Origin of the sequence: Pseudomonas sp. NC02 (genome assembly GCF_002874965.1) — a bacterium.
Taxonomy (GTDB): Bacteria; Pseudomonadota; Gammaproteobacteria; order Pseudomonadales; family Pseudomonadaceae; genus Aquipseudomonas.
This window is the reverse complement of the sequence record NZ_CP025624.1, coordinates 1,308,148-1,321,819: the sequence shown is the minus strand read 5'-3', so window position 1 is coordinate 1,321,819 and position 13,672 is coordinate 1,308,148. Positions and strand designations below refer to the sequence as shown.

The 13,672-nt window shown below is 60.5% G+C and carries 14 protein-coding genes; 3 read left to right on the top strand and 11 right to left on the bottom strand.

Annotation, left to right across the window (positions count from 1 at the left end):
• Positions 1-13: 13 nt before the first annotated feature.
• The gene (ppc, locus tag C0058_RS06060; protein WP_102368213.1) at positions 14-2,659 is read right to left on the bottom strand and encodes a phosphoenolpyruvate carboxylase; all 2,646 of its coding nucleotides are present in this window, start codon (positions 2,657-2,659) and stop codon (positions 14-16) included.
• A gap of 187 nt (positions 2,660-2,846) precedes the next feature.
• Here ppc and C0058_RS06055 point away from each other — a divergent pair, with 187 nt between their 5' ends.
• From C0058_RS06055 to C0058_RS06045, 3 genes are all read left to right on the top strand, one after another.
• Positions 2,847-3,191, top strand: coding sequence for a hypothetical protein (locus tag C0058_RS06055; RefSeq protein ID WP_003219222.1), 345 nt, complete (start codon positions 2,847-2,849; stop codon positions 3,189-3,191).
• Positions 3,192-3,475: 284 nt separating this feature from the next.
• Entirely contained in the window at positions 3,476-3,904 is a 429-nt protein-coding gene (locus C0058_RS06050) for a DUF4398 domain-containing protein (RefSeq protein ID WP_003219226.1), read from the top strand.
• 55 nt (positions 3,905-3,959) lie between these two features.
• Positions 3,960-4,745: an OmpA family protein gene (locus C0058_RS06045; protein ID WP_003219227.1), complete on the top strand. Its 786-nt coding sequence runs from the start codon at positions 3,960-3,962 to the stop codon at positions 4,743-4,745.
• 27 nt (positions 4,746-4,772) lie between these two features.
• Here the strand turns inward: C0058_RS06045 and C0058_RS06040 are convergent, their stop codons facing one another.
• The 10 genes from C0058_RS06040 to C0058_RS05995 all read right to left on the bottom strand — a co-directional run bounded on the left by C0058_RS06040 (position 4,773) and on the right by C0058_RS05995 (position 13,643).
• The gene (locus tag C0058_RS06040) at positions 4,773-5,006 is read right to left on the bottom strand and encodes a hypothetical protein (protein ID WP_008431103.1); all 234 of its coding nucleotides are present in this window, start codon (positions 5,004-5,006) and stop codon (positions 4,773-4,775) included.
• A gap of 209 nt (positions 5,007-5,215) precedes the next feature.
• Positions 5,216-5,470: a FlxA-like family protein gene (locus tag C0058_RS06035; protein ID WP_102368212.1), complete on the bottom strand. Its 255-nt coding sequence runs from the start codon at positions 5,468-5,470 to the stop codon at positions 5,216-5,218.
• Positions 5,471-5,582: 112 nt separating this feature from the next.
• Positions 5,583-5,909: a hypothetical protein gene (locus tag C0058_RS06030; RefSeq protein WP_003219233.1), complete on the bottom strand. Its 327-nt coding sequence runs from the start codon at positions 5,907-5,909 to the stop codon at positions 5,583-5,585.
• Positions 5,906-6,811, bottom strand: coding sequence for an alpha/beta hydrolase (locus tag C0058_RS06025; protein WP_102368211.1), 906 nt, complete (start codon positions 6,809-6,811; stop codon positions 5,906-5,908). Before C0058_RS06025 ends, C0058_RS06030 begins: the two co-directional genes overlap by 4 nt.
• Before the next feature lie 173 nt (positions 6,812-6,984).
• Entirely contained in the window at positions 6,985-8,262 is a 1,278-nt protein-coding gene (locus C0058_RS06020) for a flavohemoglobin expression-modulating QEGLA motif protein (protein ID WP_003219237.1), read from the bottom strand.
• 21 nt (positions 8,263-8,283) lie between these two features.
• Positions 8,284-8,832, bottom strand: coding sequence for a hypothetical protein (locus C0058_RS06015; protein ID WP_003219239.1), 549 nt, complete (start codon positions 8,830-8,832; stop codon positions 8,284-8,286).
• Positions 8,833-8,848: 16 nt separating this feature from the next.
• Positions 8,849-9,565 carry a TetR/AcrR family transcriptional regulator gene (locus C0058_RS06010; protein WP_102368210.1) on the bottom strand — a complete coding sequence of 239 codons (717 nt, stop codon included), beginning with the start codon at positions 9,563-9,565 and terminating at the stop codon, positions 8,849-8,851.
• Positions 9,566-9,717: 152 nt separating this feature from the next.
• Positions 9,718-11,220 carry a lysine--tRNA ligase gene (lysS, locus tag C0058_RS06005; protein ID WP_003219243.1) on the bottom strand — a complete coding sequence of 501 codons (1,503 nt, stop codon included), beginning with the start codon at positions 11,218-11,220 and terminating at the stop codon, positions 9,718-9,720.
• 78 nt (positions 11,221-11,298) lie between these two features.
• A protein-coding gene (prfB, locus tag C0058_RS06000) for a peptide chain release factor 2 (RefSeq protein ID WP_096236834.1) occupies positions 11,299-12,394 on the bottom strand; the annotation gives its coding sequence in 2 pieces (ribosomal slippage) (positions 11,299-12,321 and positions 12,323-12,394; 1,095 coding nt in all).
• A gap of 247 nt (positions 12,395-12,641) precedes the next feature.
• Complete coding sequence (locus C0058_RS05995) at positions 12,642-13,643, bottom strand: diguanylate cyclase (RefSeq protein ID WP_003219248.1); 1,002 nt, start codon at positions 13,641-13,643, stop codon at positions 12,642-12,644.
• Positions 13,644-13,672: the final 29 nt, after the last annotated feature.

Genomic DNA, 13,672 nt, shown 5'->3' with positions numbered 1-13,672 from the left:
CACGCCATAAATGTCAGCCGGTGTTGCGCAAACCAGCGGCAATACCGGCCACAGACACCAGCAGCGCCTGTTCCAGAGGGCTGTCTTGTGCCGCTTCCTGTTGCCGCGATCGGGCCAGCAATTCGGCCTGCAGCAGGTGCAACGGGTCCAGGTAGGTGTTGCGCAGGCGGATGAACTCAAGCGTATCGGGGCTGTGGGCCAGCAGCTGAGACTGGCCAGTCAGGCCAAGCACCACACTGCACGCCTGCGACAATAGGTCGCGTAAGTGCGCACCCAATGGCAGCAGATCGGGCTGCACCAATCGCTCGTCATACAGCCGGGCGATGTCGGCGTCGGCCTTGGCCAGCACCATTTCCAGCATATCGATGCGGGTACGAAAGAACGGCCACTGCTCGCGCATCTGCCCCAGCAACTCGCCTTCGCCACGCTCCAGGGCATTGTTCAACGCCGCTTCCCAGCCGAGCCAGGCGGGCAGCATCAGGCGTGTCTGGGTCCAGCCGAAGATCCACGGGATCGCCCGCAGGCTTTCAATGCCACCAGCCCGGCGCTTGGCCGGACGACTGCCCAGGGGCAAGCGACCCAGTTCCTGCTCCGGGGTCGACTGGCGGAAATACTCGACGAACTGCGGATTTTCCCGCACCACGGCGCGGTAAGCACTGACACCGTCGGCGGCCAATTCGTCCATCAAGTGGCGCCAGGCCGGCTCCGGTGGTGGCGGTGGCAGCAAGGTTGCCTCCAGCACCGCCGCCAGGTACAGGTTGAGGTTCTGCTCGGCGATGTCCGGCAGGCCGAACTTGAAGCGGATCATCTCGCCCTGCTCAGTGGTACGGAAACGCCCCGCCACCGACCCAGGAGGCTGCGACAGAATCGCCGCGTGAGCCGGGCCGCCGCCGCGGCCTACGGTGCCGCCACGACCGTGGAACAGCAGCAGTTCGACTTGTTGTTCGCGGCAGATTTCCACCAGCCGTTCCTGGGCCCGGTATTGCGCCCAGGCGGCGGCGGTAGTGCCGGCGTCCTTGGCCGAATCCGAGTAGCCGATCATCACTTCCTGCGGGCCCTGCAGGCGGGCGCGGTAGCCCGGCAACAGCAGCAGTTTCTCGATCACCGGGCCTGCGTTGTCCAGGTCAGCCAGGGTCTCGAACAACGGCACCACACGCATCGGCCGTTGTACGCCAGACTCCTTGAGCAGCAGTTGCACGGCCAACACGTCCGACGCGGCGCCGGCCATGGAGATGACGTAGGAACCCAGGGACGCAGCCGGTGCGGCAGCGATTTCCTTACAGGTGTTCAGCACTTCGGCGGTGTCTGCCGAAGGCTTGAAGTAGCCTGGCAACAGGGGTCGACGGTTGGCCAGTTCCTTCATCAGGAAGCTGATGCGCGCCTCTTCGTCCCAATCCTCGTACCGGCCAAGGCCCAGGTAGTCGGTGATTTCGGTCATGGCCGCGCAGTGGCGGGTGGAGTCCTGGCGTACGTCGAGGCGCACCAGGAACAGCCCGAACGTGACCGCCCGACGCAAGCAATCCAGCAGCGGGCCGTCGGCAATCACGCCCATGCCGCAGCTATGCAGCGACTCGTAGCACAGTTGCAAAGGCTCGAGCAGGTCGCGGTTATTTTGCAGCACATCGGCGGGCGCCGGCGTGGTGCTGGTCAACGAGGTGTGGGCCCATTGGCGTGTGGCGCGCAGCCGCTCACGCAATTGCTTGAGCAACGCCCGGTAAGGTTCGACGCTGTCACCCACCTTGGCCTGCAATGCCGGGCTGGCCTGTTGCATCGACAGTTCGGAGGCGAGGTGGTCGATGTCGCGCAAGTACAGGTCAGCCGCCATCCAGCGCGCCAGCAACAGCACTTCGCGGGTGACCGGGGCGGTGACGTTGGGGTTGCCGTCGCGGTCGCCGCCCATCCAGGAAGCGAAGCGAATCGGCGCGGCCTCCAGAGGCAGGCGCAGGCCGGTAGCCGCGTGCAAGGCGTGATCGGCCTTGCGCAAATAATTCGGGATGGCGTGCCACAACGAATGCTCGATCACCGCAAAGCCCCACTTGGCTTCGTCTACCGGCGTGGGCCGGGTGCGGCGAATTTCTTCGGTGTGCCAGGCTTCAGCGATCAGGCGTTGCAGGCGATTGCGGATCTGCTCGCGCTCGGCGGTGGTGAGGTCGCGGTGATCCTGCAGGGCCAGTTGTGCGGCGATGGCGTCGTATTTCTGGATCAGGGTGCGGCGGGCGACTTCGGTGGGGTGAGCGGTGAGCACCAGTTCGATTTCCAACCGACCCAACTGGCGCGCCAGGGATTCGCTGCTGTGGCCTTCACTCTGCAGGCGCGCCAGCAGTTCCGGCAGCACCCGCGACTCGAACGGCGCCGGGGTTGATTCATCACGGCGGTGGATCAACTGATACTGTTCGGCGATATTGGCCAGGTTGAGAAACTGGTTGAAGGCCCGCGCCACCGGCAGCAGTTCGTCTTCCTTGAGTTGATTGAGGCTGGCGCTCAGCTCTTCGCCGGCCACCTGCTCCGAGGCTGCGCCACGGCGGTCGGCCTTGGCGCCTTTACGGATCTGCTCGATCTTGTCGAGGAATTCATCGCCGTACTGTTCTCGAATCGTGTTGCCCAACAGTTCACCCAGCAGGTGAACATCCTCACGCAAACGTGCATCGATATCGCTCATCAGCCAATCTCCAGCAGAAAATCCGGGACGCTTTGATCTTCAAGAGTGCCGCCCACGGCGACGTCTTACAAGGAACTTTAAACCTTGTGAGTTGCAGCTAGTCTCAACAGTAAGCCGCAGCGTTATCCGCGCTGGCCGGCTGGTCACTCATCATCGCCCGCGTACCGTGGGCTCCATTGAGGTTGCCATGAAAATCCGAGAACTGGCCCAGCATTGGGAAGAAAACGCCAAGGGTCGCCTGACCAAAACCGAATACGCCATCCATCTGGACGTGGAAGCCGCCGCCAGGCTGGCGGCGATCTCCGAGATGTACCCCAAACGCCATACCGAAGAACTGCTCGGCGAGTTGATTGGCGCAGCCCTCGAAGAGCTGGAAGCGAGCTTTCCCTATATCAAGGGCAAGCAGGTGATTGCCACCGATGAGGAAGGCGATCCGCTGTATGAGGATGTCGGCCCAACCCCACGTTTTCTCAGCCTGTCACGGCGTTACCTACACGATTTGTCAGCTCAGTCCGACAAGCAGAAACACTAGTAAACCTGCGCCTCAAAACCCTTAACCTCCCGTATTCAGGGCCTCCCAAAGGCCCTGGATACCGCTGCGCCATGCAAAAGTTCCAACTTTTAAACGCTGACCGTTCAGTCAAATATTTTTTTAGGCAAATCGCCATCTTCGCTGAACTATTCAAAAAAGCCTCCGGTCACAGCCAGTAAGCCATCACTTGGAACAGCCGTTTGAATAGGCGTCCTGAGCTAACCGCCGGGCCCCGCAGACACTGCAAGCCGGAGATGGATTTGATGTTTTTCAGGAGTTACCTAATGGAGTTGAAGACGATGAAGACCAGCACTGCCAAAACCTCGTTTAACCACCTGCGCGGGCTTAAATTGGCCGCGCTGGCAATCGGCACCAGCTTCGTACTGGCTGGCTGCGCCGGCAACCCGCCGACCGAGCAATACGCTGTGACCCAATCTGCGGTGAACAGCGCTGTCAGCGCCGGCGGTACCGAGTTCGCAGCCGTGGAGATGAAGTCTGCCCAGGACAAACTGAAGCAAGCTGAAATCGCCATGCACGACAAGAACTACGACGAAGCCCGTCGCCTGGCCGAACAGTCCGAGTGGGACGCTCGCGTAGCAGAGCGTAAAGCCCAGGCTGCCAAGGCCGAACAGGCTGTGAAGGATTCCCAGAAAGCTGTTCAGGAGCTGCGTCAGGAAGGCATGCGCCCGGCTGTGATCCAGCCGCAACAATAAGCCGCCGCCCCTGATTGCATTGCACCCGAAACCGAATTGAAAGGACGACACGACTATGCGTAAACAATTGATGATCCCTGCCCTGCTGGCGATGAGCGTTGCTTTGGCGGCTTGCTCCACCCCGCCGAACCAGAACCTGGAAAATGCTCGGACCAACTTCTCGGCCCTGCAAGCCAACCCGCAAGCTACCAAGGTAGCGGCGCTGGAAACCAAAGACGCCAGCGACTGGCTGGACAAGGCTGACAAGGCCTACCGCGACAAGGAAGACCAGAAGAAGGTCGACCAGTTGGCCTACCTGACCAACCAGCGCGTTGAAGTGGCCAAGGACACCATCGTCCTGCGTGAGTCCGAAGCCAAGCTGAAAAACGCCGGTGACGAACGTGCCCGCGCCCTGCTGCAGGCCCGTGACGCGCAGATCAAGCAACTGCAAGACAGCTTGAACGCCAAGCAGACTGATCGCGGCACACTGGTGACCTTTGGTGACGTGCTGTTCGCCACCAACAAGTCGGACCTCAAGTCCAGCGGCCTGGTGAACATCACCAAGCTGGCGCAGTTCCTGCGCGATAACCCGGACCGTAAAGTGATCGTCGAAGGCTACACCGACAGCACCGGTTCCGACTCGTACAACCAGAGCCTGTCCGAGCGCCGCGCCGCTTCCGTACAGCGCGCACTGGCCAACCAGGGTGTGGATATCTCGCGCATCGTGACCCAGGGCTATGGCAAGGAATACCCGGTTGCCGATAACGGCAGCGTTTCGGGCCGCGCCATGAACCGCCGCGTTGAAGTGACCATCTCCAACGACAACCAGCCGGTCAAGCCACGTTCTTCGATGGCCAACTGATCGATTGATGCTGGAAAAAAACCCACGTTACTGTGGGTTTTTTTTCGGGTCGTCGAACCGGACAGGTCGGTTGGGATCCTCGGCTGGTAGCTCTATCTTCCCGCCGTAGCCATGTTCCGACAGCTTGTCGAGCAAGTGCTTGAGCTTATGATCCTCGGCGTCGAGCATTTCCAGCTTCTCGTGCCCCCTGAGCATGTTCACCATGTTGCTTATTGCAGCAATATCTATCGCCACCTTCTCGCCCCGACTCGTGTAAATCACATCGCTTCTGTGGTGCGTTACGCAATACGGTTCCAGATATTTCCATCATCAACTACGACTGCACCGGAGGGCCCAGCCCGCACACCACGCCGACCGCTCCGTCGCTGAATGATCGTTTGAGGCCGCATGAAAAATCCCGCCAAATGGCGGGATTCTTTTATTTGCAGGCCAGGAATCAAGAGGTCCCAGTGCGCTTCAAGAGCATCGGGTCAGTAGCTTACTTGCGCCGAGTTATCCTGCTCCGGAGCCGCCTGCCCTTTGAGTTGGGCCAGCTCCGCCTCGAGCCTCTTGAGCCTTTCCTCAAGGCTTTCTTCGCCCTGCGCGCCCTGTGCACCACCGCCTCCTTGGGCGATCTGGTTCTTCAACTTCTGAATCTCTTGTTCCAATTGCTGAAGTCGCGAATCACCTCCCCCCGCACCTGCAGTGAATGGGGAAGACGAGTTGTTTACGCGAGGAATGTCCATTCAAGTGACTCCAAATTAAGTATCCGAGATAACCGATCCAGCGCTGCTGGCCAGTACGGAATCTGTGGTAATCCACTTAAAATGGTTCCAGACCTTTCCCACTTGACTCGCGCTACTGCTCCAATTGCGGCGTTTCCTGCCCCATGCAACGCACCGCCTGTTTCTTGCTGTTCACCAGTACGCCGGTCAGCCCTTTCTGTTCGGTATCAAACAGCACCAGCACGCCATCAACGCATTGCGCCACCTGGGCGGCCGGGGTCAGGGAGATTTTGTAGTCCTCGCCCGGCACGGTCTTGAGCATGGTGAAGTCGCTGAGCAGCAACGCATCCTCGGGCTTGGCGAAGTGCAAATAGCCGTAGTACCACAGGCAGCCAACGGTACCGATGATGGTGCCGATGCCGGTGAGGATCAGGGGGATCATGTTGCGTTCTTCGCTCATTGCGGGTTCTCTGCGTTGGAATTCGGGGCCGCCGGGTAATTGGGGATTTCCCCCAGGCGGCGCAGCCCGTTGAAATGCTGGGGGTCGTCCAGGTAGCGCAGCATCACGGTTTGCCAGGTCTTGTCGGCAAAGGTTTGCACGTGGCCACCCCGGGTCAGTTGCAGCACCCGCGGTGGCGGCGCAGCCTGATACAGACGAATGCCGTTGGAGAGCGGCACGATCGGGTCATCCAGGCTATGGAATAACAATTTCGGCACGCCGGTCAGCCGGGGCATGGCGTTGATCGCACTGTCGGCGTCCGGCACCAGCCACGACAACGGCACCTGGAATGGCCATGTTAGCCAGGAGGTGCTGAGGGCGAATTGTCCTACGTCACGATAACTGGCCGGCACACCGTCCAGTACCAGCGCCTTGAGCTGCGGCTGACGTTCGGGATGTTCCGCCAGGTAGTGCACCACTAGCGCGCCGCCCAGGCTTTGGCCCAGCACGATCAGTGGCTGGCCCTGGGTTTCGGGGGCGCTGTCGATCCACTTGAAAGCGGCGTCGATGTCCTGGTAAACCGCCGGCAGCGAAGGTTCGCCTTCGGACAACCCGTAGCCGCGATAGTCCACCAACAGCACTTGATAGCCCTGCTCCGGCAGCCACCAGCTGCCGCCGAGGTGCCAGGCGAGATTGCCGCCATTGCCGTGCAGGTGCAGCACCGTGCCCTTGAGCGGCACGCCGGCCTTGGCCGGCAGCCACCAGGCGTGGAGCTTCAGGCCATCGGCGGTGGTCAATGTGACGTCACGGTATTGCAGACGAGCCTTTTCCGGGGTGAACGGCATGCCGCGCTCCGGATAGAACAATAAGGAGCTGCAGCCGTTAAGGGTCAGTAGCAGGCAAAGAATGCCGAGGATTCTCATCCGTTGAAGCCTCGTGAATGGGTTGGGAACGATCCTGAAGACCTATGGAGATCAAAGGTGGGAGCGGGCTTGCTCGCGAATGCGGTGATTCAGTAACCACATCTGTTGCTGATACACCGCATTCGCGAGCAAGCCCGCTCCCACATTTTGACTGAGTTCCTTCAGAGATATCGTTAAAGGATATTGGAGTAATCCGCCTCGATCCGGTCCAGGCTCAAATGGTTGAGGAAGTTGGAGAAACACATCCACGCCGCCAACGCATTCATGTCGCGGAACTGATCCGGCAGGTATTTGGGTGGCACCACCAGGCCTTCGTCCACCAGTTGGCGCAGGGTACGCATGTCTTCCAGGGTGGTCTTGCCGCAGAACAACAACGGCACTTGCTCCAGCTTGCCTTTGCGCACGGCCAACTGAATGTAGTTGTAAACCATGATAAAGCCCTTGAGGTAGGACAAATCCTTGGTAAACGGCAGACCCGTAGGCGTCGACCCACGGAAAACCCGGCTCGCGTTGCCGTAGCTTTCCGCCATCTCAAAGCCCTGCTCACGGAAGAACTCGAACACCTGCAGGAAGTCGGCTCCCTGCTCCACCATATGAATGGCGCGAGTGCGGTTGGTCAGCTTGCGCAGACGGCTGGGGTAGGAGGCGAAGGTGATGATTTCCATCAGGATCGCCAGGCCTTCCTGGGTCACGGTCGACGAGGGCGGGCCCTTGGACAGGAAGGTGCAGATCGGCTGGTTTTGCCCATTGAGGGTGGTGCCCACGTGCACCAGGCCTTCATGGACCTCCAGGGCGCGCACGTCGCGGTCGTTGAACATCGCGTCGGCGCGGATCTTGATGTAGTCGGCACCTGCCGCCGCATCCGCCACGATACCGTCGGACTCGAACACCCGGATGGTTTCCTCGGCCTCGCCGAATACCTTGTTCAGGCGGCTCTGCAGCAGGTTGACGGCGTCCTTGGCGGTCAGGGTCTTGGCTTCGTCCTTGAGGTCGCCACGGCCATCGATATTGTTCAGGTAGTCCGACATCATCAGGCCGAGGTCGGCCAGGGTCGGGTCACCGGCATGGAACGCATCGGAAGCGGCACCGTACAGCTCCTGGGAGATCAGGCCGAAATCCTCGGTGCCCCGCGCTTCGAGCATGCGCACCACCATGCGGTACTCCTTGCACATGCGCCGCATGATCTGCCCGACCGGGTTGAACTGGCCAAGCTGACGGGTGATGTCACGCTCGATGTTCTGGAACTCCAGCTTCACCGCGCTGGAATCGAACGACAGCGGCCGGGTCAGGTAGTAGTCGCGGTCCACCGCCGGCATTTCCTTGCCCTTGGCCTTGAGGAATCCCTGGCGAATATTCTCGTCCCACTTCACGGCGTCGAGGACGCGAATCGGTGTTTGCGCCAGCACAATGCGATCGGACAAGGCGCGTATCGTCTGCTGGTAATCGTCCACCCGGTACTTCCTCTTTAAACGTTATTTGCCTGCACGCTGGTAGCGCACGGCTTCGACGAACACATCGGCATTGGCCGGATCATCCAGGTACGCAAATACCCGGGCCATGGAACTGTCGATCAACACACCGGCACCCTCGACGGTTTCGACGGTGCTGCCACTCAGGACCTTCTGGCCGACCGCCTGGTGGACCTGATCCAGGTCGAGGTTGTAGACCACCAGCTCGTGCTCATCATTCAATTCGAACCCGGCGAGGATGTAATGCCCGCCGAACCTGGCCGGCAATGGCGCCGACAGATACCAGCGGCTGCCATGCCGGGAAACCGTGAACAGGTATTCATCCCGCTGGCCCGGCTTGGCCTTAGGGTAGCTCACGGCTTTGTAGCGGTGCTTACCGACGCGGCTGATTTGCAGGTTGAGCGGCTCACCCCAGGCGTTTTTGCTGGCCCATTTGCCAAGCAGACCATCAGGCGCCGCCTCGCTGGCGGGCAACGGGTCCTTGAAGGTCACCAGGCAACCGCTGAGCAACAGGAACGACAAGGCGATCACGACGACGCGCCAGGCTTTCATTGGACAATCCCCTGTGTCAGACCGAAGCCAACACCAAATGCATGTAACGCTTGAGGATCTCAAGCATTTCTTCGCTGGTCAGAGGCTCTGAGCCGCCCAGCAGGCCCTGATATTCCATCCGACCGATAATCGCCGTCAACACTTTGGCATCCTGTTGCGGCTCGCGGGAACCCAATACCTGGAAAAACTGGCAAGTGCCCTGCAGCAGGATTTGCTGGTGGGAGCGCACCAGCTCGCCCAGGCGCGGGTTCAGCAGCGCTTCCTGGCGAAACGCCTGCTCGGCCATCAGGTGCTCACGGCGGTTGAGCAATTGGCGTTGCACGTAATCGGCGGTCAGGCGCGCGATGTCATCGGCCAGTTGCGAGCGCGACTGCGGGCTGCCGTCGCCATAAGCCACCATCTCGCGCAGCAGGCCTTCGTTACGCACCCACAACTTGCCCATGAACGCGGCGCTGCGCTCCACATATTGGGCGAAGGTGTCGGTGAGCAGGTCGTCGATGTCCTTGAAGTAATAGGTGGTGGCCGACAACGGCACACCGGCTTCCGCCGCCACCGCACGGTGACGCACGGCACGCACGCCTTCGCGTACCACGATGCGCATCGCTGCATCGAGAATGTCCTGCCTGCGCTGCTCACTGCCCCGGCGACTGGCCTTGCGGCCCTGGTACTGAACACTTTCAGCCACGGCAGCGGCAATGCCGGCGGCACCCTTTTGAGCCATTACGCGGTTCACGACGGATCTTCCTCCACAGTGTGACGCGGAGCGTCACGGGCTGCGTTCCCACGCAGAGCGTGGGAACGATCACCTGGCGCTGTTTACTTGACGCTTATAAACGCCACATAAAAAAGCCGCCTTATAAAAGGCGGCTTCGGATTTCGCTACGGTTACGCTTGTGGCCGCATGTGCGGGAACAAGATCACGTCACGGATCGACGGCGAGTTGGTCAACAACATCACCAACCGGTCGATGCCGATACCTTCACCGGCGGTAGGCGGCATGCCGTATTCCAGGGCGCGTACGAAGTCGGCGTCGTAGTGCATCGCCTCGTCGTCGCCAGCGTCCTTGTCAGCCACCTGGGCCATGAAGCGCTCGGCCTGGTCTTCGGCATCGTTCAGCTCGGAGTAGGCGTTGGCGATTTCACGGCCGCCGATGAACAGCTCGAAACGGTCGGTGACGTTCGGGTTGTCATCGTTGCGACGGGCCAGCGGCGACACTTCGAACGGGTACTGGGTAATGAAGTGCGGCTGCTCCAGCTTGTGCTCCACCAGCTCTTCGAAAATCATCACCTGCAATTTGCCCAGGCCTTCGAAGCCCAGCACCTTGGCGCCGGCTTTCTTGGCGATGGCGCGGGCCTTGTCGATGTCGTTCAGGTCATCGGCGGTCAGCTCAGGGTTGTACTTGAGGATCGAGTCGAACACCGACAGGCGCACGAACGGCTCGCCGAAGTGGAACACCTTGTCGCCGTATGGCACGTCGGTGGTGCCCAGGACCAGTTGCGCCAGTTCGCGGAACAGTTCCTCGGTCAGGTCCATGTTGTCTTCGTAGTCGGCGTAGGCCTGGTAGAACTCCAACATGGTGAATTCAGGGTTGTGACGAGTCGAAACGCCTTCGTTACGGAAGTTGCGGTTGATCTCGAACACTTTTTCGAAGCCGCCAACAACAAGCCGCTTGAGGTACAGCTCAGGCGCAATACGCAGGAACATTTCCATGTCCAGCGCGTTGTGGTGGGTTTCGAACGGCTTGGCTGCGGCACCACCCGGGATGGTTTGCAGCATCGGTGTTTCAACTTCGAGGAAGTCGCGCTTCATCAGGAAGCTGCGGATGTGCGCAATAACCTGCGAACGCACGCGGAAGGTCTGGCGCACTTCTTCGTTGACGATCAGGTCAACGTAGCGCTGGCGATAGCGCTGCTCGGTGTCGGTCAGGCCGTGGTGCTTGTCCGGCAGCGGGCGCAGGGATTTGGTCAGCAGGCGCACGCTGGTCATTTCAACGTACAGGTCACCCTTGCCGGAACGCGCCAGGGTGCCTTCGGCGGCAATGATGTCGCCCATGTCCCAGGTTTTTACCGAGGCCAGGGTTTCTTCGGACAGGGTTTTACGGTTGACGTAGACCTGGATGCGACCGGTCATGTCCTGGATCACCATGAACGAGCCACGGTTGAGCATGATGCGACCGGCAACCTTGACCGGGATTGCAGCCTCTGCCAGCTCTTCCTTGGTCTTGTCCGCGTACTGTTTCTGCAAGGCATCGCAGTAGTTTTCGCGGCGGAAGTCGTTCGGGAAGGCATTGCCCTTGGCGCGCTCGGCAGCAAGCTTTTCCTTGCGCAGGGCGATCAGGGAGTTTTCTTCCTGTTGCAGGGCTTGCGGGTCGAGTTGTTGGTCGCTCATGTCTTTAAATTTTCCATCAGGTTCGTTGTCCCCGGCCTGCGGCCGGGGATCGCCGGCAAGCCGGCTCCTACAAAGGAGTTACAGGCCAGATTTCAGGCTGGCTTCCAGGTATTCGTCGATATCACCGTCGAGCACCTTGTCGCAGTCGCTGCGTTCGATGTTGGTACGCAGATCCTTGATCCGCGACGCGTCGAGCACATACGAGCGGATCTGGTGACCCCAGCCGATATCCGACTTGGTGTCTTCCAGCGCCTGGGACGCGGCGTTGCGTTTCTGCATTTCCTGCTCGTACAACTTGGCCCGCAGCATTTTCATGGCGGTGTCCTTGTTCGCGTGCTGGGAACGTTCGTTCTGGCAGCTCACCACGGTATTGGTCGGTACGTGGGTAATACGTACGGCCGAGTCGGTGGTGTTTACGTGCTGGCCACCGGCACCGGAGGAACGGTAGGTGTCGATCCGCAGGTCTGCCGGGTTGATCTCGATTTCCACCTTGTCGTCGATCTCTGGCGAGACGAAAACGGCGGAGAACGACGTGTGGCGACGGTTGCCGGAGTCGAACGGGCTCTTGCGCACCAGGCGGTGTACGCCGATCTCGGTCCGCAGCCAGCCAAAGGCGTATTCGCCCTTGATGTGCACGGTCGCGCCCTTGATGCCGGCGACCTCACCGGCCGACAGTTCCATGATGGTCGCGTCGAAACCGCGTTTGTCGGCCCAGCGCAGGTACATGCGCAACAGGATGTTGGCCCAGTCCTGGGCTTCGGTGCCGCCGGAACCGGCCTGGATGTCCAGGTAGGCGTTGTTCGGGTCCATTTCATGGCTGAACATGCGGCGGAATTCGAGTTTGGCGAGGTTTTCCTCGAGACGGGCCAGCTCGGCGACGACATCGCCCACTGCGCCTTCGTCGTTTTCTTCGACGGCCATGTCCAGCAGGTCGCGGCAATCGCCCAGACCGGTGTTCAATTCGTCGAGGGTGTCGACGATCTGCGCCAGCGCAGCGCGCTCGCGGCCCAGTTCCTGGGCGTATTCAGGTTTGTTCCAGACAGCCGGATCTTCAAGCTCGCGATTGACTTCGGTCAGACGCTCATGCTTTTGATCGTAGTCAAAGATACCCCCGAATAGTTTCGGAGCGCTCGGACAGGTCCTTGATGGTGTTAAGGATCGGGTTGATTTCCATGGCGGGCAGCACTCGTTGGCGAACTTTTGAAAGCCGACGAGTATAACGACAAACGGCTGATAACGGCAGTCCGCTTGGCCGAAAAGGCGGGGATATGCACCATCCAGACAGCGATGAAGATCAAATGTGGGAGCGGGCTTGCTCGCGAATGCGGTGGTTCAGTCGCCAGATGCATTGACTGACACACCGCATTCGCGAGCAAGCCCGCTCCCACATTAGGTCTGCGACATCCCGCAGACCGTATTCCCTACTCGATCCCCACCTGATTGCGCCCATTGTGCTTGGCCAGGTACAGGCCCTTGTCCGCCGCCGAGATCAATTGCCGGCAATCGGTGCCCTGCACCGGGGTCATGGTCGCCAAGCCAATACTGATGGTCAGGCTCGCCCCTTCTGCCGGGGCAATGTGCGGGATTTTCAGGCTCGCCACCGCCTGGCGCAGTTTCTCGGCCACCAGCCGCGCACCGCCCGGCGAGGTATTGGGCAGCACCAGGGCAAACTCTTCACCGCCATAACGCGCCGGCAAATCCGAAGGACGGCTGCTGGCATCACGAATGGTCGCCGCCACCTTGCGCAACGCCTCGTCGCCTTCCAGGTGGCCGAAACTGTCGTTGTAGGTCTTGAAGAAGTCCACGTCGATCATCAGCAGCGACAGTTGGGTCTGGTCACGCATGGCGCGGCGCCATTCCAGTTCCAGGTATTCGTCGAAATGCCGGCGATTGGACAGCCCGGTCAGGCCGTCGGAGTTCATCAGCCGTTGCAGCACCAGGTTGGTGTCCAGCAACTGCTGTTGGCTGACCCGCAGCGCCCGGTAGGCCGCGTCCCGTTGCAACAGGGTCATGTAGGAGCGCGAGTGATAGCGGATGCGCGCCACCAGTTCGATGTTATCCGGCAGCTTGACCAGGTAATCGTTGGCCCCGGCAGCAAACGCCGCGCTCTTGATCAGCGGGTCTTCCTTGGTGGAAAGCACGATGATCGGGATGTTCTGCGTCGCCGGGTGATTGCGGTATTCGCGCACCAGGGTCAGGCCATCGAGACCCGGCATCACCAGGTCCTGCAGGATCACCGTCGGCTTGATACGGATCGCCTGGGCAATGGCCTGGTGCGGGTCGGCGCAAAAGTGGAAGTCGATATTGTCTTCATGGGCCAGGCCCCGGCGTACGGCCTCGCCGATCATCGCCTGGTCGTCGACGAGCAGCACCATGGCGGCGTTTTCGTCGGTCTTGAAGTCGTCGAGCTGCAAATCATTCATTTACGGTCACCTGAATTACTACCTGCAGG